Source organism: Pseudomonas sp. NFPP25, assembly GCF_900116505.1.
Classification (GTDB): domain Bacteria; phylum Pseudomonadota; class Gammaproteobacteria; order Pseudomonadales; family Pseudomonadaceae; genus Aquipseudomonas; species Aquipseudomonas protegens.
On record NZ_FPBG01000004.1, the window covers coordinates 676,910 to 695,761 of the forward strand.

General features: G+C 64.5%; 21 protein-coding genes. 11 read left to right on the forward strand and 10 right to left on the reverse strand.

Annotated features, from left to right (window positions below):
- The first annotated feature begins 115 nt into the window (after nucleotides 1-115).
- Complete coding sequence (fdhA, locus tag BM382_RS19425) at nucleotides 116-1,315, forward strand: formaldehyde dehydrogenase, glutathione-independent (RefSeq protein ID WP_011063898.1); 1,200 nt, start codon at nucleotides 116-118, stop codon at nucleotides 1,313-1,315.
- Nucleotides 1,316-1,513: 198 nt separating this feature from the next.
- On the opposite strand, the gene BM382_RS19430 is transcribed toward fdhA, so the two are convergent.
- The 3 genes from BM382_RS19430 to BM382_RS19440 all read right to left on the reverse strand — a co-directional run bounded on the left by BM382_RS19430 (nucleotide 1,514) and on the right by BM382_RS19440 (nucleotide 3,529).
- Nucleotides 1,514-2,098, reverse strand: coding sequence for a hypothetical protein (locus BM382_RS19430; protein ID WP_072443634.1), 585 nt, complete (start codon nucleotides 2,096-2,098; stop codon nucleotides 1,514-1,516).
- Nucleotides 2,099-2,255: 157 nt separating this feature from the next.
- Nucleotides 2,256-2,930 (reverse strand): anti-sigma factor, encoded by a 675-nt coding sequence (locus tag BM382_RS19435; protein ID WP_072443636.1) that lies wholly within the window; start codon nucleotides 2,928-2,930, stop codon nucleotides 2,256-2,258.
- Nucleotides 2,927-3,529, reverse strand: a complete 603-nt coding sequence (locus BM382_RS19440; RefSeq protein ID WP_230493611.1) for a sigma-70 family RNA polymerase sigma factor — start codon at nucleotides 3,527-3,529, stop codon at nucleotides 2,927-2,929. Before BM382_RS19440 ends, BM382_RS19435 begins: the two co-directional genes overlap by 4 nt.
- A gap of 265 nt (nucleotides 3,530-3,794) precedes the next feature.
- Here BM382_RS19440 and BM382_RS19445 point away from each other — a divergent pair, with 265 nt between their 5' ends.
- The 4 genes from BM382_RS19445 to BM382_RS19460 all read left to right on the forward strand — a co-directional run bounded on the left by BM382_RS19445 (nucleotide 3,795) and on the right by BM382_RS19460 (nucleotide 6,794).
- On the forward strand, nucleotides 3,795-4,361 hold the full coding sequence (locus tag BM382_RS19445; protein WP_011063894.1) for a DUF2780 domain-containing protein: 567 nt from the start codon (nucleotides 3,795-3,797) through the stop codon (nucleotides 4,359-4,361).
- Between the two features lie 138 nt (nucleotides 4,362-4,499).
- Nucleotides 4,500-4,928 (forward strand): DUF350 domain-containing protein, encoded by a 429-nt coding sequence (locus BM382_RS19450; RefSeq protein WP_011063893.1) that lies wholly within the window; start codon nucleotides 4,500-4,502, stop codon nucleotides 4,926-4,928.
- Nucleotides 4,929-4,938: 10 nt separating this feature from the next.
- Nucleotides 4,939-5,640, forward strand: coding sequence for a DUF1190 domain-containing protein (locus tag BM382_RS19455; protein WP_072443638.1), 702 nt, complete (start codon nucleotides 4,939-4,941; stop codon nucleotides 5,638-5,640).
- Nucleotides 5,637-6,794 carry a glutathionylspermidine synthase family protein gene (locus BM382_RS19460; RefSeq protein ID WP_015637287.1) on the forward strand — a complete coding sequence of 386 codons (1,158 nt, stop codon included), beginning with the start codon at nucleotides 5,637-5,639 and terminating at the stop codon, nucleotides 6,792-6,794. The genes BM382_RS19455 and BM382_RS19460 overlap by 4 nt, the downstream gene beginning before the upstream one ends.
- Here BM382_RS19460 and BM382_RS19465 read toward each other — a convergent pair whose 3' ends face one another.
- Nucleotides 6,795-7,682, reverse strand: coding sequence for an acyltransferase (locus BM382_RS19465; RefSeq protein WP_011063890.1), 888 nt, complete (start codon nucleotides 7,680-7,682; stop codon nucleotides 6,795-6,797).
- Nucleotides 7,683-7,919: 237 nt separating this feature from the next.
- Here BM382_RS19465 and BM382_RS19470 point away from each other — a divergent pair, with 237 nt between their 5' ends.
- The 5 genes from BM382_RS19470 to BM382_RS31895 all read left to right on the forward strand — a co-directional run bounded on the left by BM382_RS19470 (nucleotide 7,920) and on the right by BM382_RS31895 (nucleotide 12,209).
- Nucleotides 7,920-8,420, forward strand: a complete 501-nt coding sequence (locus BM382_RS19470; RefSeq protein WP_011063889.1) for a retropepsin-like aspartic peptidase RloA2 — start codon at nucleotides 7,920-7,922, stop codon at nucleotides 8,418-8,420.
- Between the two features lie 59 nt (nucleotides 8,421-8,479).
- A complete protein-coding gene (creB, locus tag BM382_RS19475; RefSeq protein WP_026020081.1) occupies nucleotides 8,480-9,160 on the forward strand; it encodes a two-component system response regulator CreB in 681 nt (226 codons plus the stop codon).
- Nucleotides 9,160-10,578, forward strand: a complete 1,419-nt coding sequence (gene creC / locus BM382_RS19480) for a two-component system sensor histidine kinase CreC (RefSeq protein ID WP_072443639.1) — start codon at nucleotides 9,160-9,162, stop codon at nucleotides 10,576-10,578. Before creB ends, creC begins: the two co-directional genes overlap by 1 nt.
- A gap of 91 nt (nucleotides 10,579-10,669) precedes the next feature.
- Nucleotides 10,670-12,046 carry a cell envelope integrity protein CreD gene (creD, locus tag BM382_RS19485; protein ID WP_072443640.1) on the forward strand — a complete coding sequence of 459 codons (1,377 nt, stop codon included), beginning with the start codon at nucleotides 10,670-10,672 and terminating at the stop codon, nucleotides 12,044-12,046.
- Nucleotides 12,039-12,209, forward strand: a complete 171-nt coding sequence (locus tag BM382_RS31895) for a hypothetical protein (protein WP_155246651.1) — start codon at nucleotides 12,039-12,041, stop codon at nucleotides 12,207-12,209. The genes creD and BM382_RS31895 overlap by 8 nt, the downstream gene beginning before the upstream one ends.
- Here BM382_RS31895 and BM382_RS19490 read toward each other — a convergent pair.
- A complete protein-coding gene (locus tag BM382_RS19490; RefSeq protein WP_011063885.1) occupies nucleotides 12,206-12,835 on the reverse strand; it encodes a glutathione S-transferase in 630 nt (209 codons plus the stop codon). The two genes, BM382_RS31895 and BM382_RS19490, sit on opposite strands and share 4 nt — an antisense overlap.
- A 100-nt stretch (nucleotides 12,836-12,935) precedes the next feature.
- Here BM382_RS19490 and BM382_RS19495 point away from each other — a divergent pair, with 100 nt between their 5' ends.
- Nucleotides 12,936-13,388 (forward strand): hypothetical protein, encoded by a 453-nt coding sequence (locus BM382_RS19495; protein WP_011063884.1) that lies wholly within the window; start codon nucleotides 12,936-12,938, stop codon nucleotides 13,386-13,388.
- On the opposite strand, the gene BM382_RS19500 is transcribed toward BM382_RS19495, so the two are convergent.
- The 5 genes from BM382_RS19500 to BM382_RS19520 all read right to left on the reverse strand — a co-directional run bounded on the left by BM382_RS19500 (nucleotide 13,335) and on the right by BM382_RS19520 (nucleotide 18,808).
- Entirely contained in the window at nucleotides 13,335-13,523 is a 189-nt protein-coding gene (locus BM382_RS19500) for a hypothetical protein (RefSeq protein ID WP_011063883.1), read from the reverse strand. The genes BM382_RS19495 and BM382_RS19500 overlap by 54 nt on opposite strands.
- Nucleotides 13,520-14,641, reverse strand: a complete 1,122-nt coding sequence (locus BM382_RS19505) for a PepSY-associated TM helix domain-containing protein (RefSeq protein WP_053154262.1) — start codon at nucleotides 14,639-14,641, stop codon at nucleotides 13,520-13,522. The genes BM382_RS19500 and BM382_RS19505 overlap by 4 nt, the downstream gene beginning before the upstream one ends.
- Before the next feature lie 63 nt (nucleotides 14,642-14,704).
- Nucleotides 14,705-17,134: a TonB-dependent siderophore receptor gene (locus BM382_RS19510; RefSeq protein ID WP_072443642.1), complete on the reverse strand. Its 2,430-nt coding sequence runs from the start codon at nucleotides 17,132-17,134 to the stop codon at nucleotides 14,705-14,707.
- Between the two features lie 181 nt (nucleotides 17,135-17,315).
- Nucleotides 17,316-18,293, reverse strand: coding sequence for a FecR domain-containing protein (locus BM382_RS19515; protein ID WP_065365119.1), 978 nt, complete (start codon nucleotides 18,291-18,293; stop codon nucleotides 17,316-17,318).
- Nucleotides 18,290-18,808 carry an RNA polymerase sigma factor gene (locus tag BM382_RS19520; RefSeq protein WP_011063879.1) on the reverse strand — a complete coding sequence of 173 codons (519 nt, stop codon included), beginning with the start codon at nucleotides 18,806-18,808 and terminating at the stop codon, nucleotides 18,290-18,292. The genes BM382_RS19515 and BM382_RS19520 overlap by 4 nt, the downstream gene beginning before the upstream one ends.
- Nucleotides 18,809-18,852 lie beyond the last annotated feature (44 nt).

The following is an 18,852-nucleotide window of genomic DNA, read 5'->3' on the forward strand; positions in this document are numbered from 1 at the left end:
TGCGCCTGTTCGCGCGAAAGCGATTTTGAAAACGAAACAGCATCTGTACCCGAGCAATCCACGTGTTTCCCCTTTGGGTTACGCGGTTCCATAACAACAACAGCGAGGTGAAAGCATGTCTGGTAATCGTGGTGTCGTGTATCTGGGCAGCGGCAAGGTCGAGGTACAGAAAATCGACTATCCAAAAATGCAGGACCCGCGCGGCAGGAAGATTGAGCACGGCGTCATCCTGCGCGTGGTCTCCACCAACATCTGCGGTTCGGACCAGCACATGGTCCGTGGCCGTACCACCGCCCAGGTCGGCCTGGTGCTGGGCCATGAAATCACCGGCGAGGTGATCGAGAAGGGCAGCGACGTCGAGAACCTGAAGATCGGCGACCTGGTCTCGGTGCCCTTCAACGTGGCGTGCGGGCGCTGCCGCTCCTGCAAGGAACAGCACACCGGGGTCTGCCTGACCGTCAACCCGGCTCGCGCCGGCGGTGCCTATGGCTACGTCGACATGGGCGACTGGACCGGCGGCCAGGCCGAATACGTGCTGGTGCCTTACGCCGACTTCAACCTGCTGAAACTGCCGAACCGCGACAAGGCCATGGAGAAGATCCGCGACCTGACCTGCCTTTCCGACATCCTGCCCACCGGTTATCACGGCGCCGTCACCGCCGGTGTCGGCCCTGGCAGCACCGTCTACGTGGCCGGTGCCGGTCCGGTGGGCCTGGCGGCCGCTGCTTCGGCGCGCCTGCTGGGGGCCGCGGTGGTGATCGTCGGTGACGTCAACCCGGTACGCCTGGCCCACGCCAAGGCCCAGGGTTTTGAAATTGCCGACCTGTCCAAGGACACCCCGCTGCACGAGCAGATCGCCGATTTGCTGGGCGAGCCGGAAGTGGACTGCGCCGTGGACGCCGTGGGCTTCGAAGCCCGGGGCCACGGCCATGCGGGTGCCCAGCACGAAGCCCCGGCCACCGTGCTCAACTCCCTGATGGGCGTGGTGCGGGTGGCGGGCAAGATCGGTATCCCCGGCCTGTACGTCACCGAAGACCCGGGCGCCGTGGACGCCGCGGCGAAGATGGGCAGCCTGAGCATCCGCTTCGGCCTGGGCTGGGCCAAGTCCCATAGCTTCCACACCGGCCAGACCCCGGTGATGAAGTACAACCGCCAACTGATGCAGGCCATCATGTGGGACCGCATCAACATTGCCGACGTGGTAGGGGTTGAAGTCATCAGCCTCGACGACGCCCCACGCGGCTATGGCGAGTTCGACGCCGGCGTGCCGAAGAAATTCGTCATCGACCCGCACAAGCTGTTCAGCGCTGCCTGAGACTTGAGGCGATAGAAGAAAAAGGGCGACCCACGGGTCGCCCTTTTGTGTTGTGGCATAAGCCCGAGACCGCCGCGAGCACTTCGTACCCTGTGGCTAAACCCCCTCCCCCTGTCGCCGCTGTCGAGCTTGCGAGGCTGCGCAAAGGTCCGCAGGACCTTGCGTGGCGATCAAGCGTCGAGCACTGCCGATACCGAGTCAGAAACCCTTGCCCGGGTAGTCGACCCAGTGTTCTCCACTGAGGATGTACTGCGCGGCGGCCTCGCTAAACACGCCTGGCGCATCCCGCTGGAAACGCGATCGCCACTGGGGCAGCCACCAGTAGTTGAGCGCCGTGCCTCTTGGGAAAAGCACCATGCTCAGGACGGATTGGTCGATGAGCCCGCGCTGATACAACTGGTGAATGCGGTCCATGAAATCCAGGTAGTAGCCGATGGGCAGCGAGAGCATCAGCACGGCGGTATGGAATTTTTCCGTGGGCGCTCGTTGCGGGTTTTCCAGCAGGCCCAGGGCTTCGCAGTAATGGGCCTGGGGCTGGCGAGCCAGGGTCTGGGCCGCCGGGACTTCGAGAATGATCAGTGAGTGGATCTCCTCTTGCCAGTCGGCGCCGTGGGTCTCCTGGAAGTACTGGCTGATGACCTCGGTCAGGGGGCCGGTGGCATGGGCTGCGTCCGAGCAACGGTTGCCGTCGATGGGGCGGCCGATGATCCAGATGACGAGGGGGATGGCCAGGACCAGGGCGATGCAGCTGTAGAGGGCCGTTCTGATTGGAGATCGTTTCACTGCAAGTGCCGAAAGGTGCGGGGGGCTTGCGCGGCAACCCGGGGCTGGCGCAGACCCTGCTGGTGAGTGGGCAGGGCAGTTTAGCGTTGGCGGCTTCGCTGGCAAGCCAGCTCCTACACAAGCCTTGCAGGAGCCGGCTTGCCGGCGAAGATTCCCGTCAGAGCGCCGCCAATTGCCCCTGGTACAGCACCGGCCCGGTGGGTTGCCCGGTAGGCGAGCCGCCGTGGGGTTCCAGGCTCACCGCCAGGGCGATCGGGGTACCCAGCAGGTCGCGCTGGGCCTGGGTCAGGTTGATCCGGCCCTTGCCGCCCACCGGTACCACGCCCAGGGAAATAGGCTTGCCATCGGCAGGAATCGCCCAGAGTTCCAGGCTGCGGTCCAGGCCGATGGCGGCCAGGGTCAGGGGTTCCACCTGCAGGTACTGGGCGTGGGCCTTGATCTGCAAGGCCGGTTGCTGGTCGGCGCTGAGCAGGGTGGCGCTGTAGCGTACCTGGTCGTCCTGCCGGATAAAGCCGATGTACAGGGTGGCCAGCACGGCGCAGGCGGCGATCGCCAGGCGCAGGCGCATCCACAGCGGGTTTTTCTGCGGCATGTGCAGGACCTGGGGCTGGATACGCGCCTGGATGCCTTGCCACACATGCTCCGGCACTTCCTGCTCGGGCAGGCTTGCGGTCAGGCTGGCGAGGCTCTCCTGCCACTGCGCCAGTTCCTCGCGCAGGGCCGGGTCGTCCAGCAGGAGCATGTCGAAGCGCCGGCGCGCGGCGCCCTGCATCAGGCCGATGGCGTAGTCGGCGGCGAGGGCGCGGCGCCGTTCGGGGGTTTGATAATTCATGATTCAAGGCACCTGCGCAGGCGTTCCATGCCGCGGCGGATCCAGGACTTGACCGAGCCCAGGGGCGCGGCCAGTTGCTCGGCCAGTTCCGAGCAGGACAGGCCCTGGAAGTAGGCCACGGTGATGGATTGGCGTTGCATGCCCTCCAGGCTTTCCAGGCAGCGGTTCAGGGCCCGGGCCTGGCGGGCGCTGTCCAGTTGTTCGTGGGCCGAGGGGGCGTCGTCCATCAATTGCTGTTGCTCCCCCTCGCCCAGGGGCCGCTCGCGGTGCTTGCGCAGTTGGTCGATGGCCTGGTTGCGGGTGATGTTGATCATCCAGGTCAGGGGGGCGGACAGGTGCGGCTGGTAGCGCACGGCGTTGTTCCAGATGCGCACGAAGCTTTCCTGCAGCACCTCCTCGGCCAGGTCGCGGCGGCCCATGAAGCGCAGGGCCACCCCATTCAGGCACGGGGCAACGCTGCGGTACAGGGTTTCGAAGGCGCGGCGATCGCCCAGTGAGCACTGGGCCAGCAAGTGCCGCAGTTGATCGGGGTCGAGAGCGGAAATGGCGGTTCTCCAGGCAGGTGGCAAATGAATGGACCACGGCTGGCATCGGTCGATCCAGCCAGAGGGTAGTCCAGGGTGGGCGGTTGTTCCATTCACGGGTTGCGACCTCCTGCTACGGCCGGTGCCGATGTGCCTGCGCCGGTCGTCGTTGCTGCATATACGCAGAGCGGCGAGCCGTGGATGCGTGATTCTCGACTAAAATCCACAGGGTGCGGGCGCCGCTGCGTCACTTTCGGAACATTCGCCCGAAGCTTCAGTCAAAAGGCTGTTTTCCAGCCATCCGAACACGGGTGGTTTCCTGCCCCATGAGGTTGTTTCGATGAATATTCCACGCGGTTTCGCCTTGGCTACCCTGATGACCCTGGCAGCCGGTTCGGCCCTGGCCGGCGGTTTCAGCCTGAACGACGCGGCCAATGCCATTTCCGGCATGCAGGGCGGCGACAAGGCTGCCGCCGCGGCCCCCACTTCCCAGACCGCCGGCCTGCTCGGAGCCCTGGGTTCGCAACTGAATGTCACTCCCCAGCAAGCCATCGGCGGTACGGGCGCCATGCTTGGCCTGGCGAAGAACCAGTTGAGCAGCACCGACTATTCCCAGTTGAGCAAAAGTGTCCCGGGCCTGGACAAGCTCTCGGGCAGCAACGCCCTGGGCAGCCTGGGTGCCCTGAGCGGCCTGCTGGGCCAGTCGTCCGGGCAGACCAAGGGCCTGGACAGCGCCCTGGGCGACGTCAAGGACACCAATGACCTGAACAACGCCTTCGGCGCCCTGGGCATGGACAGCGGCATGATCGGCCAGTTTGCGCCGGTGATCCTGCAGTACCTGGGCCAGCAGGGCGTTGGCGGCTCCCTGCTGCAAAGCCTGAGCGGCATCTGGGGCGTGGCCAAGTAGCGCGCTCCGGCCCCGGCGCCTGGCGCGCCGGGGCCCTCCCAGTTTCCTGCAATCCTGGTCTTTACCTTTCCCGGAGTTTTCGCCGAATCGGGCCTGTGCTATATCTCGCGCCCCGTTTTCCAAGGAAGCTTGAACGCGATGTTCATGGATGCACTGAAGATGTCTCTGCCCGCCGATGCGGTGCTCGGTTTCATGCTCTACATGCTGGGCGCGGCCCTGGTCTTTGCCCTCTATGCGTTCATCTATACGCGCCTGACCCCCTATAACGAATTCGCCCTGATCCGCGAGGGCAACAGCGCGGCTTCCATCGCCCTGTCCGGTGCCTTGCTGGGTTTTGCCATTCCGGTGGCCAGCGCTATTTCCCATTCAATCTCGATCATCGACTTCCTGCTCTGGGCCGGCATCGCCGCGGTGGTGCAGCTGCTGGCGTTCTTTGTGGTCAGCCTGATCCTCAAGGGCCTGTCCCAGCGCATTGCCAGCCAGGAGTACGCGGCGGCCATCCTGGTGGCATCGGTTTCTGTCGGTGTCGGCCTGCTGAACGCGGCCTGCATGACTCCTTCGGTCTGAGGGCGCGGCCATGAAACGCAGCAAGAGCGTGCGCCTGGTGTTGCTGGGCAGCGTGCCGTTTGCCCTGGCCGCCTGTGACGGCCAGCCCCAGGCGACCCGGGAAGTGCGCCAGACCCAGAATTTCAGCAGCGTCAGCGAATGCGAACGGGCACAGATTCCGTCCGCCATTTGCCAGGCCGCCCGCGATGACGCCCGCGAACGTGGGGAGCGTGTGGCCCCGCGTTACCTGGACCTGCAACGTTGCGAGGAGGATTTCGTCACCGCCAACTGCATGGTCTCGCGCGATAACCGAGCCTATGTACCGATTTCCAGCGGTTTTGCCCTGACCTCCCAGCGCACGGTGCCGGACAAGCCCGAAGAAGAACAACAGACCAGCTCCAGTGGTGGTGGTGGTGGTGGTGGTGGTGGTGGTGGCTCCAGCTCGGGCTCGCGCTTCTGGCGCTGGATCGGCCTGGATTCGACCCCTGAACCGCGCTATTTCAGCGAGGCCCTGTACAAGCAGCGCGATGGTCGTGGCGGTACCCAGCTGAGCACCCTCAGCCAGCAGGTGGAGGCCGGCAAGACCTTCTCCGGCGCCAGTGGCGGGCGCTTCGGGATATCCAGCCCGGAACACTTCACCAGCGCCGGCAACCCGCTGGCCGGCGCCCATGAAGTGGTCAGCCGCAGCGGCTTCGGTTCCTCCAGCCGCAGCAGTTGGAGCTTCGGTTCTTGAAGCGCATCCCCAGCACTCCGCGTGCGGACTGGCAAGCCACGGCGGAGCAACTGGGTTTTGCCTTCCACACCTTCGACGGTGAGCCTTACTGGGACGAGTCGGCCTACTACCGCTTCAGCCTGCGGCAGATCGAGGACGACCTGGAAGACCCGACCCAGGAACTGCACGAGCTGTGCATGGCCCTGGTGGCCGAGGTGGTGGACAGCGAGGAACTGCTGGAGCGCCTGGCTATCCCTGCGGCCTTTCATGAGTTGATCCGCCAGTCATGGAAGCAGGGCGACCCCCACCTCTATGGGCGCATGGACCTGTGCTACGACGGCACCGGCCCGGCCAAGCTCCTGGAAACCAACTACGACACGCCGACCTCGCTGTACGAGGCGAGCTTCTTCCAGTACGTCTGGCTCGAACAGCAGATGCAGCGCGGGCAATTGCCGGCCGGCTGCGACCAGTTCAACAGCATCGAGGACAAGCTGCTCCAGGCCTTCGTCCAGGGCGGCTTCAAGTCGCCGATGCACTTTGCCTCGGTCAGGGATTCGCTCGAAGACCGCGGCACGGTCGAATACCTGCGCGACATTGCCCGTCAGGCTGGCCTGGGGACGCGGTTGCTCGACATCGAGGACATCGGTCTGAATGCCGGCGGGCGTTTCGTCGACCTGCTGGGCACCCCCATCGACAGCCTGTTCAAGCTCTACCCCTGGGAGCACCTGTTCAACGAAGCCTTTGGCCCGGCCATTGCCGGCAGCCGCACGCAGTTTGTCGAGCCCCCGTGGAAAGCCATTCTCTCCAACAAGGGCGCGCTGGCCCTGCTCTGGGAACGGCATGCGGGGCACCCGAACCTGCTGCCGGCGTTTATCGACGACGACCCCGCCGCCAGCCTGGGCCCGGGGTGGGTGCGCAAGCCGTTCTTTTCCCGAGAGGGCGCCAATGTGGAAATCTGCACCGAAGGCGGCGAGCATTTGATCGAGGCCGGGCCCTACGGCGGCGGGCCCTGCATCCGCCAGCAGTTCCACCCCTTGCCGGTGTTTGCCGGCAACCACACGGTGATCGGCAGTTGGGTGATCGGGGACCAGCCGGCGGGTATCGGCATTCGTGAGGACAACTCGCCGATCACCAAGGACAGCAGCCGCTTCCTGCCCCACGTGATCAGCGATTGATCAGCGGCTTTCGCCCAGCAACTCGCTGATGCGCTGGTCCTTGTCGGTCCACAGCCGGTTGACCCAGTCCTGCACCTGCTGGCGGAACGCCGGGTCGTTTTCGTAATCGCCCTGCCACAGCGCGGGGTCCAGTTCGCGGGTGCGGATGTCGATGATCACCTTGGGCACGCTGCCGCAGATCAGGTCCCAGAAACCGGGAATGCGTTCCTGGGGATAGACCACGGTGACATCCAGCATGGCGTCCAGCTGTTCGCCCATGGCCGCGAGGACAAAGGCCACGCCGCCAGCCTTGGGCTTGAGCAGATGCTGGAAGGGCGAGCCCTGCTGCTGGCGCTTGGCCGGGGTGAAGCGGGTGCCTTCCAGGTAGTTGACCACGGTCACCGGCTGGCGCTTGAACAGCTCGCAGGCAGCCTTGGTGATTTCCAGGTCCTTGCCTTGCAGTTCCGGGTGCTTGGCCAGGAAGGCCTTGCTGTAGCGCTTCATGAAGGGGTAGTCCAGGGCCCACCAGGCCAGCCCCAGGAACGGCACCCAGATCAGTTCCTTCTTGAGGAAGAACTTGAAGAACGGCGTGCGCCGGTTGAGGGTCTGGATCAGGGCCGGGATGTCGACCCAGGATTGGTGGTTGCTCACCACCAGGTAGGAGGTGTCGACCCGCAAGCCCTCGCCGCCGCGTATGTCCCAGCGGGTGGGGATGCACAGCGCGAAGATCAGCTTGTCGATCTCGGCCCAGGTCTCGGCGATCCACATCACCGCGGCCGAGGCGTAGTCACGCAGGCGCCCGGGCAGGACCAGCTTGAGCAGGGCGAACACCATCAACGGGCCGAACAGCACCAGGGTGTTGAGCAGCAGGAGCAGGGTGACGAAACAGCCGGTGAGCAGGCGGCGCATAAGGCACTCTTTGCAATCTTTTGGGCGCGCCATGATAAGCAGCTTCGGCGGGCAGGCCAAATTCTAGTGTGCTGACGAATGTTTCACCTGGGGGCGGGTAGGGTGGGTGGCAATTGGCTGGGGTGTCTATCGGGGCCCTTTCGCCGGCAAGCCGACTCCTACGGGGCTCGGGTAGAACCAATTCGTTGGCAGCGGTCTAAAATCCCGCTGCCCACTTTCTTCAAGGAATCCACCGTCGTGAAATCTGTCCTTGCTCTTGTGTCTCTGTTGGCGCTGCCGGTGATGGCTGCCGAGCCGACCCTGTATGGCCGTTACGAATACATCCGCCTGCCGGAAATCGGCGAAACCCTGCAAGCCAAGATGGACACCGGGGCCCTGACCGCTTCGCTGTCGGCCAAGGATATCCAGACCTTCACCCGCGATGGCGAGGACTGGGTGCGCTTCCGCCTGGCCACCAAGGACGCTGGCAGCAAGGTCTACGAACACAAGGTGGCGCGCATCAGCAAGATCAAGAGCCGTTCCGACGAGGACGATGACCGGGAAGAGCCGCAGGCGGCCAAGCGCCCGGTGGTGGAACTGGAAATGTGCCTGGGCAACGTCAAGCGCACGGTGGAGGTCAACCTCACCGACCGCAGCAGCTTCAACTACCCGCTGCTGATTGGCGCCAAGGCCCTGCGCGAATTCGGTGCGGCGGTGAACCCGGCGCGGCGTTATACCGCCGATAAACCCGACTGCTGATTGACGACTTACCAGGCATCCGGCACCGTTCGCCCACTGAATTTGCGTGCTTGGATGCCATGCCCCATATCCTGATTGTCGAAGACGAAGCGGCGATTGCCGACACCCTGATCTTTGCCCTGCAAGGCGAAGGCTTCACTACCACCTGGCTGAGCCTGGGCCGTGCGGCCCTGGAGCATCAGCAGGCGAGCCCGGCGGACCTGATCATCCTCGACATCGGCCTGCCGGATATCAGCGGCTTCGAAACCTGCAAGCAACTGCGGCGCTTCAGCGAGGTGCCGGTGATGTTCCTCAGTGCCCGGGACGGCGAGATCGACCGGGTGGTGGGCCTGGAAATCGGTGCCGACGATTATGTGGTCAAGCCCTTCAGCCCGCGGGAAGTGGCGGCGCGGGTCAAGGCGATCCTCAAGCGCATGGCCCCGCGGGTGGCTCCCGAGGCGGTCGCGGCGTTGTTCGTGATTGACCCTGAGCGGGTGCAGATCAGTTACCGTGGCCAGCCCTTGAGCCTGACCCGGCATGAGTTCCGCCTGCTGCAATGCCTGCTGGAACAGCCCGAGCGGGTGTTCAGCCGCGAGCAGTTGCTGGACGCCCTGGGGGTAATGGCGGATGTGGGCTATGAGCGCAACATCGACAGCCATATCAAGAGCCTGCGGGCCAAGCTGCGCCTGGTGGCGGCCCAGGCCGAACCGATCCAGACCCATCGCGGCCTGGGCTACAGCTACAGCCCGAGCCACGCCTGATGACCTTGGGGCTGCGGATCTTCCTGGTCTATTTGCTGTTCATCAGCCTGACCGGCTATTTCGTGCTGAGCACGGTGATGAAGGAGATCCGCCCCGGGGTCCGCCAGTCCACCGAGGAAACCCTGGTGGACACCGCCAACCTGCTGGCGGAGATCCTGCGGGATGACTTCAAGGCCGGCACCCTCAGCGAGAACCGCTGGCCGCAGCTGTTGCGTGCCTATGGCGAGCGGCAACCGGCGGCGACCATCTGGGGCCTGCCGAAGAATCAGGTCAACCACCGCATCTACGTGACCGACGCCAAGGGCATCGTGGTCCTGGATTCCAGCGGCCTGGCGGTGGGCCAGGACTATTCGCGCTGGAACGACGTGTACCTGACCCTGCGCGGCCAGTACGGCGCGCGCTCGTCGCGCTCGCTGGCCGACGATCCCAATTCCTCGGTGATGCACGTGGGTGCGCCGATCCGCGACAACGGCCAGATCATCGGCGTGGTCACCGTGGCCAAGCCCAACAGTTCCCTGCAGCCCTATGTCGATCGCACCGAGCGGCGCCTGCTGTGGTACGGCGCCGGGCTGATCGCCATGGGCCTGCTGTTCGGTGCCTTGCTGTCCTGGTGGCTGAGCGCCGCGCTGCGGCGCATGACCGCCTATGCCCTGGCGGTCAGCGAAGGGCGCCGGGCCGAGTTGCCGCACTATCGCGGCGGTGAAATGGAACAGTTGGCCACGGCGGTGGAACACATGCGCACCCAGCTCGAAGGCAAGGCCTACGTCGAGCGCTACGTGCATACCCTGACCCACGAACTGAAAAGCCCCCTGGCGGCGATTCGCGGGGCGGCGGAGCTGCTGCAGGGCGAAATGCCCCTGGAACAGCGCCAGCGTTTCGTCGGCAATATCGACAGCGAAAGCGCGCGCATGCAGCAGTTGATCGAGCGCCTGCTGAACCTGGCGCAGGTGGAGCAGCGCCAGGGCCTGGAAGAGCGGGTGAATGTGCCCCTGGCGCCGTTGTGCAAGGAGCTGCTGAACAGCCAGCACGGGCGTATCGAAGGCAAGCAACTGCAGGTGGAACTTCGGGTGCCGGCGGACCTGGCCTGGTCCGGCGAGCCGTTCCTGCTGCGCCAGGCCCTGGGCAACCTGCTGACCAATGCCCTGGACTTCAGCCCCGTGGGCGGCCTGTTGCGTTGCAGCGCGCAATCTGTGGAGGAGGGCGTGGAGCTGGTGCTGTTCAACCAGGGCGAGCCGATTCCGGACTATGCCCTGCCGCGCCTGTGCGAGCGGTTCTATTCCCTGCCGCGCCCGGACAGCGGACGCAAGAGCACCGGCCTGGGGCTGAACTTCGTCGAGGAAGTGGTGCAGTTGCATGGCGGCCAGATGCGTATCGACAACGTTCCGGGCGGGGTGCAGGTGACCTTGCGCCTGCCCTGAGCGGGGATTCTCCACAGACTCTCCACATTGCTTCCATAAAACCCCCATAGCCGCGTTCCAGACTCTCTCCCATTCGAACCGGGAGAGCCTCATGAACCGCAACCTGACCTTCAAACTCGGGGCCATTGGCCTGTTGATCCTGCTGTTGCTGATACCGCTGCTGATGATCAGCGGCCTGATCAGCGAGCGCCAGAGCCTGCGCGACGGCGTGCTCGACGATATTGCCCGCAGCTCCAGCACCCAGCAGCAGATCCGCGGCCCGGTGATGGTGGTGGATTACCGCAAGACCGTGCGCACCTGGAAGACCGACGAAAAGACCAAGAAGCGCTATCAGGACATCGGCGAGGAGCAAGGGCGCATGTTCTTCCTGCCGGAACACTTCGAGCTGGACGGCAAGGCCCAGACCGAGCTGCGTGCCCGGGGCATCTACGAGGCTCGGCTGTTCCACGCCGACAATCACATCAGCGGCCATTTCGCCGTTCCCGAGCAATACGGGATCAAGGAAGATTTTGCCGACTACCAGTTCGACCAGCCCTTCCTGGCGGTGGGCATCAGCGATATCCGCGGCATCGAGAACGCCCTGCAATTGCAACTCAACGGCCAGACCCTGGACTTCGCCCCGGGCACCTTTGTCAGTTGGCTGGATGAAGGCGTGCATGTGCTGCTGCCGCCCCTGGACCTGAAAAAGAACACCCGCCTGGATTTCGCCTTCGACCTGCGCCTGCAGGGCACCGGCCAGTTGCAGGTGCTGCCGGTGGGCAAGACCAGCAAGGTCCTGCTGACGGCCAACTGGCCGCACCCGAGCTTTATCGGCAACTACCTGCCGGTGCAGCGTGAAGTGACCGAGCAGGGCTTTTCAGCCATCTGGCAGACCTCGTTCTTCTCCACCAACCTGGAACAGGCCATGGAGCGTTGCGCATTCGGCACGCAATGCCAGGACTTCAACGGCCGCAGCTTCGGCGTGAGTTTCATCGACCCGGTGGACCAGTACCTGAAGAGCGACCGGGCCATCAAATACGCCTTGCTGTTCATCGGCCTGACCTTCGCCGGCTTCTTTCTCTTCGAGGTACTCAAGAGCCTGTCGGTGCACCCGATCCAGTACGGGTTGGTGGGCGTGGCCCTGGCGTTCTTCTACCTGTTGCTGCTGTCGCTATCGGAGCACCTGGGCTTTGCGCTGGCCTATGGCGTGTCGGCGGCAGCCTGTGTGGGGCTGATCGGCTTCTATGTCAGCCATGTGCTGTACAGCTGGCGTAACGGCGCGCTGTTCGCGATCGCGCTGGCGGCCTTGTACGGCCTGCTCTATGGCCTGCTCAGCGCCGAGGATTACGCGCTGCTGATGGGCTCGCTGCTGCTGTTCGGGCTGTTGGGCGTGTTCATGGTGCTGACCCGCAAGCTGGACTGGTATGGCATTGGCCAGCGCAAGGCAGCGCAGCCTTTGCAGTTCGATCTGGAGGCCGTCCATGAGTAGGTCATTGGGTTTGCGTGAGGATCAGCGCCAGCGGGAGCATCTGGCGCAGCGCATCGGCCAGTTGTTTCCGCTCGATGCCTGGTGGCTGGTACGCCAGCAAGCCATGCCCCGTGCTGCAGGAGCCGGCTTGCCGACGAAGAGGCCCGATCGCCTGACCGATTAGACCGGCGGCCGGGTCGCCAGCATCGACGGGCGCTGGCTGATCTCGAAGTACCAGGCGGCCAGCTGGGGATGGTCCTGGCGCCATTCCAGGTCGGGGTGGCGGAAATCCAGGTAGCCCAGGGCGCAGGCAACGCTGATGGCGGCAATATCGAAGTGGCTGGCCAGTTCGGCAATCGCTTCGGCTTCGAGAACCGCCAGGGCTCGGCGGATCTTGTCGCGCTGGCCGTCGAGCCACTGTTCCCAGTGTTTTTCCGGGGCACGCAGGGCCAGCTCGTAGCGCACCAGTACCGAGGCGTCCATGATCCCGTCGGCCAGGGCCGCGAGCGTCAGGCGCCGCCAGCGGGCCGAGCCGTCCCGGGGGATCAGCGGGTTGCCGACGTGCTGCTGGTCCAGGTAGTCGAGGATTACCCGGCTGTCGTATAGCACCTGGCCGTTGTCCAGGCGCAGGGCGGGGATCTTGCCCAGGGGGTTGTCCTGGTTCAGCGCGGCGTCCGGAGCTACCGGGCTCAACTGGCTGGCTTGCAGGGCGACCCGGTTCAACTGCCCGGTTTCATGCAGCAGCACCATGACTTTGCGTACGTAAGGTGATGCCGGGTTGTGGAACAGCGTCATGCTTGGGGTGGACATGAATATTCCTCGCGGGTGGAAGTCTCGCAGCCCGGGGATCTTAGCGCAGCCTGTGGCATTGGCCACAGGGGCGATTGGCGGTACAGACGAGGAGTGATGAGTGCGCAGGTCCTATCTTCTACACGGGTTGTACAGCCTGGCCCTGACCCTGTTGGGCGCGCTGGCGGTGTATCTGGCCTTGCAATACGAGTTCCGCCGCAAGGGTGAAGGGGAGCCAGAGCTGGTCATGGCGTTCGCCTACATGGCCTGGTACTGGGCCCTGCCGGCACTGGCCCTGCCGGGCCTGGGCTGCGCACTGCTGGCCTGGCGCGGGCCCGACCCGGTGACCCAGCCCTGGCGCTGGAGCCTGGCGGCCAGCTATGTGCCGCTGCTGGGGCTGGCGTTGTTCAGCGTGCTGGTGGCCATCGAGGCGCTGCTGGAAAATCGCCTGTTCATCCCGGTGATGCTGATCGGCCTCGGGCTCTCGATGTACCTGTGGCGTGGTTTCCCGGCGCCAGGTTCAGGCCGCCGGCTTGCGCCGCAACAGGCCGCGCAGGGCGATCAGCGTCGGTAGGCCCAGGCCCAGCCAGCTCAGGCTGTCCCAGGCCCCGTCTCCCAGTAGCGCCGCGAACAACCCGGCGGCGCAGAGCAGGCCAATGCCCAGGGGCGCGGCGAAGACCTTCCAGAAGTTCGATTGCCGGGGTTTCATGGGCGCACCTGCGGCATCGACTTGCCGGCTCGCCGGCGGGCTAGCCACAGGTACAGGCCGCTGCCCAGGACAATGATGGTCAGCACGTCCATCGCCGCCCACAGCACCTTCATCGGCATGCCGCCGTAGTCGCCGAAATGCAGCGGCTGGGACATGCCCATGGCGTCCATGTACCAGGGCCGCCCGGCCACGGCGGTGACCTGCAGGCTACTGGCGTCGATCAGCACCGGGGTCAGCAGGTGCGAAGTCAGGTGGCTGCTGCCCTTGAGGAACACCGCGTAGTGATGCTCGCTGGAAAAGCGTGTGCCGGGGAAGGCGATGAAGTCCGGCTGCATGCCCGGGGCGGCTTCCCTGGCGATATCCAGCAGGCGGCTGGCCGGCGCCAGTGAGGTCAGTGGCGGCGCGTCGCGGTAGGGCGCGACCATGGCGCTGAGGCTGTCGTTGCGCCAGGCGGCGATGATCAGGTCGGCACAAGCGCTGATCACGCCGGTAACGCCCACCACCAGGGCCCAGGTCAGGGTTACCACGCCGATCAGGTTGTGCAGGTCGAGCCAGCGCAGGCGGCTGGACTTGTCCTGGCGCACCGTGGCGAACTTCAGGCGGCGCATGAACGGCAGGTAGAGCACCGTGCCGGAGATGATCGCCAGCACGAAGAGGATGCCCATGAAGGCCAGCAGCAGCTTGCCCGGCAGCCCGGCGAACATGTCCACATGCAGGCGCAGCATGACCATCATCAACCCGCCATTGGCCGAGGGCATGGCCACGGCCTCGCCGGTGCGGGCGTCGAGCATGAAGGTGTGGGAGGCGTTGGGCTCGGTGCCGGCGGTCCTGGCCATGATGGTCATCACGCCATTGGGTTCGTCCTCGTCCCAGCCGAAGTACTGCATGACCTCACCCGGGCGATGAGCCTCGGCGGCCTTGACCAGTTGTTGAAGGTCCAGGTGCGGGGTGTCGGCAGGCATCTCCCGCAGTTCGGGGGAATCCCCCAGCAGGTGGTCGATCTCGTGGTGGAAGATCAGCGGCAGGCCGGTGAGCGCCAGCATCAGCAGGAACACCGTGCAGATCAGGCTGGTCCAGGTGTGGATAAAGGACCAGCGGCGGATTGTCTTGCTTTTCATTTCTTAGCCTTCAGACACACCAAGGCCGCCCTTGTCGGACGGCCTGGTTGTTAACTCAGCTGGTTACCATTGATAGGTGGCGCTGGCGACCACGCTACGCTGATCGCCGAAATAGCAGTAGGAACCATCGCAAGTGGAAAGGTAATCCTTGTCGAACAGGTTCGTGGCGTTGAGTTTCAGCGACGCTCCTTTGAGGCTGTTGTCCAGGCGGCCGAGGTCGTAATGCACGGCGGCATCGAACACCGTGTAGGCGTCGGCCTTGCCCAGCCAGGTGTTGGCTTGGTCGCCATAGGTATTGCCGGTGTAGCGGGCGCCCGCACCGATGCCGAAACCATCGAGTACGCCGGAATGCCAGGTGTAGTCAGTCCACAGGGAGGCTTGCTGGTTTGGCATCAGTTGCAAGCGGTTGCCTTTGTAGATGCCTTTTTGCACCTCAGACTTGGCCAGGGTATACGCGGCGATGACCTTGAGGTTTTCGGTTACGTCAGACACCGCCTCCAGTTCCAGGCCTTTGACCTTCACTTCGCCGGTCTGGTTGGTGATCGATTCGCCACCGGCGCCAATGCTGGTCACCAGGACATTTTTCTGTGTCAGGTCGTAGACCGCCGCGCTCAGCAGAGTGTTCGAACCTGGTGGCTGATATTTGACCCCCAGCTCCCATTGTTTGCCTTCCGTGGGTTTATACGATTCGGTCGGTGAAACGCTGGCGTTGCTCGCTGGCTGGAACGATTCGGCGTAGGAGATGTACGGCACAACACCCGAGTCGAACACATAGCTCAGCGCCGCATTGCCGCTGAAGTTCTTGCTGCGATCAGTGTTGGTCACGTCTTTCTTGTTGAGGTAGGTGGTGCCTTGGTGCACCCAGTCCTCACGGCCACCCAGGGTCAGGCGCCAGTTGTCCAGGGCCATCTGGTCCTGGACGTAGAGGCCGGTCTGAATGGTCTTCTGGTCGTAGTCGTAATAGGCGTCGGCGCGCGACGGACGAACAATCGACTGTCCATAGACCGGGTTGAAGATGTTGGTGGTTCCCCCGTTACCGTAGATCGACAGGTAGGAGGTATCGGTACGTTGGTGGTCCAGGCCAAGCAGCACGGTGTGGCTGATGTCGCCAGTGGTGAAGTCCGCTTGGAAATTGTTGTCGACCGCGAACTGGCCGATGTCTTCGTCGACGTTGGTCGAGGTACGGCTGATGTTGCCTGCTGCATCAGCCGGGGAGTAGGCGTAAGAACCAACGGTCAACTGTTGGAAGGACAGCTCCGATTTGGTGTAGCGCAGGTTCTGACGGAACTGCCAGACATCGTTGAGGCGGTGCTCGAAGGCGTAGCCTAGCGCGTAGTAGGTCCGATCGTAGAACTCGTAGTCCGGGTCACCCAGGTTCTTGTGATGGGAAACGTCGCCCAGTGGCGACTTGATCTTGGTGCCCTGGATCGGCATGAACTGGCTGGTGGCACCCGTATCGTCACGGGTGAACTGCGTGAGCAGGGTCAGCTTGGTATCGGTATCGATGTTCCAGGTCAGGCTGGGAGCGATGTTGTAACGCTTGTTGTCGATGTGGTCGACCTGGGTGCCGGCGTCGCGAACGACGCCGCTGAGCCCATAAAGAAACTGGCCTTCATCGTCGATCTTGCCGGTGCTGGCGAAGTTGATCTGGCGGTAGTTGTCACTGCCGTACTGAATCTGGACGGCGTGGCTGGTGTCTGCGCTTGGGCGCCGGCTGACCATATCCAGCAGGCCGCCCGGTGGGGTCTGCCCATACACCGAGGACGCCGGGCCGCGCAGCAGGGCAAGGCGGTCGAGGTTCCAGGTTTCCGCTTTCGGATTGGCATACACACCGCGGGGCAGGGGCAGGCCGTCGAGAAATTGTGTGGGTTCAAAGCCACGTACACGCATCCAGTCATAGCGGGTGTCGCTGCCATAGCTGGCAGAAACAATCCCGGGCATGTAGCGCACGGCATCGTCTAGATTCTGAACGTTGCGGTCTTCCATCTGTTGGCGGGTAGCGACGGAAATCGAGCGCGGAGCTTCAACCAGCGAGGTATCGGTCTTGGTGCCGGCGGCGGTACGTGTGGCGAGGTAACCGTCGACCGCGCCCCAGGCGCTCTCGCCAGCTTGCTGGCCGGTGATATTGGTTTGCGGCAAGGCCACCACGCCTTCCGGCGTGGCCACCAGGCTGTAGGTGCCGGCGCTGCTGTGCTCCAGTTGCAGGCCGGTGCCACGCAGGGCCTCACGCAGGGCGCCCGGTGCATCGAACTGGCCCTTGACCGGGGCCGAAGTCTTGCCCGTCGCCAGGGACGGATTCAGGCTCAGGGCCAGGCCGGCCTGGCTGGCGATCTGGTTCAGGGTGCTGGCCAGCGGTGCGGCCGGCAGGTTGTAGGCGCGCACGCTGGTGGACTGTTCGGCAGCCATCAGCGCCGGGCTGGCCAGGGGGACGCAGAGGGCGATGGCAACGGCCAAGAGACTGGGGCGCAACAGGGTGTCTAGCGGGCGGGACATACGGCGGCTCCTGAATGGAAATGTTTCGCAATTGCCTAGGTGCCGGACGAGATTGGAAAAGTGATAGGGGCGGATTGAAAATAATTTAGATTTAGACTGATTGAGGCTAATTCGCCGGCAAGCCAGCTCCTACGGGATCGGTGCAGGAGCCAGCTTGCCGGCGAAGGCTGCGACACCGACCTCAGTGCTTGGCGTCGGCCTTGGCCACCACCGTCACCCACCAGGGGGTGTGCCGTTCGATCTTCACCGGCAGGGTCGGCAGCAGGGCATTGAGCGCGAGGTCCGTGTCCTGCAACGGGAAACTGCCGGTGATCCGCAGGTCGGCCAGTTCCGGTGCGACGCCCAGGTGACCACGGCGGTAACGGCCCAGCTCATCGATCAGGTCACCGAGCCGGGCGTTGTCCACCACCAGCATGCCCCGGGTCCAGGCGTCGGCCCCCAGGTTCAGGGCCTGCAGCGGGCCGAGGCCATCGCGGCGCATCAGCACTTGCTGGCCTTCCTTGAACACGTGCTCGTCCTGACCGGCTTGCGGCCGCGCCGCCACCGCCGATTGCAGCACCCCGAGGCGGGTGCCCTGGTCCTCGCGCTTGACCAGGAACCGCGTGCCCAGGGCGCGCATACGGCCGTCGCGGGTTTCGACGATGAACGGCCGGCTGTCGTTGTGCCCGGTCTCGATCAGGATCTCGCCTTCCTGAAGCACGATCCGCCGCTGCTTCTCGTCGAAGCGCACATCCAGCGCGCTGTGGGTATTGAGGTTGATCACCGTGCCGTCGGCCAGGCGCAGGGTGCGCTGCTCACCGGTGGCGGTGCGCTGGTCTGCCAGCCAGTAGTCCATCGGCAGGTAGCGTTCCCCGGCAAACAGCGCCAGGCCGCCGAACAGCACGACGCTGGCGACCCCGCGACCCAGCTTGCGTACCCGCCGGCGCAAGCCTTCGCGCGATTGCAGCAAGGCGTTGCGGGCCGGGCCGGTGGCCACGCCAAAGCGCTGGTCGAGCATGCCCAACTGGCGCCAGGCGCGGGCGTGTTCTTCATGGGCAGCGTGCCACTTGGCAAACTCTTCGCGCTCCACGGCACTGGCGCCGCCATCCAGCGACAGCTGCCAGGCGATGGCGGCATCCAGCACCTGGGCCGACACCGGCTTGGAACTCATGGGGGTCATAGCGGCTCCCCGTACAGGGCGATGTAGCACTGGCGGATGCCCTGGGCCAGGTATTGGCGCACCCTTGGCACCGAGACCCCCAGGCGTTCGGCGATCTCGGCGTGGCTCAGGCCGTCGAGGCGGTTATAGAGGAAGGCCATGCGCGCCTTGCTGGAGAGCTTGCCCAGCAGGCGGTCGATGGCCTTGAGGTCTTCGAGGATCATCTGCTGTTCTTCGGGCGACGGTTGTTCGCCTTCGGGGATCAGCATCAGTTCGCTGAGGTAAGCCTGTTCCAGCGCGGCGCGCCGGAAATAGTCGAACAGCAGGCCCTTGGCGATGGCCACCAGAAACGCCCGCGGCTCCCGGGGCGCCTTGAGTTCGTCGCGGCCCAGCAGGCGCACGAAGGTGTCCTGGCTCAGGTCCTCGGCCCGCTGGCTGCAGGCAACGTTGCGCCGTAGCCAGGCCAACAGCCAACCACGATGGTCGCGATACAACGCACCAACCAGCTCATTGTGAGGGCTTTGGACTGACGACAACGGAACTCACCAATCGAGAAGTTTAAACTAACGAGAATTATTCG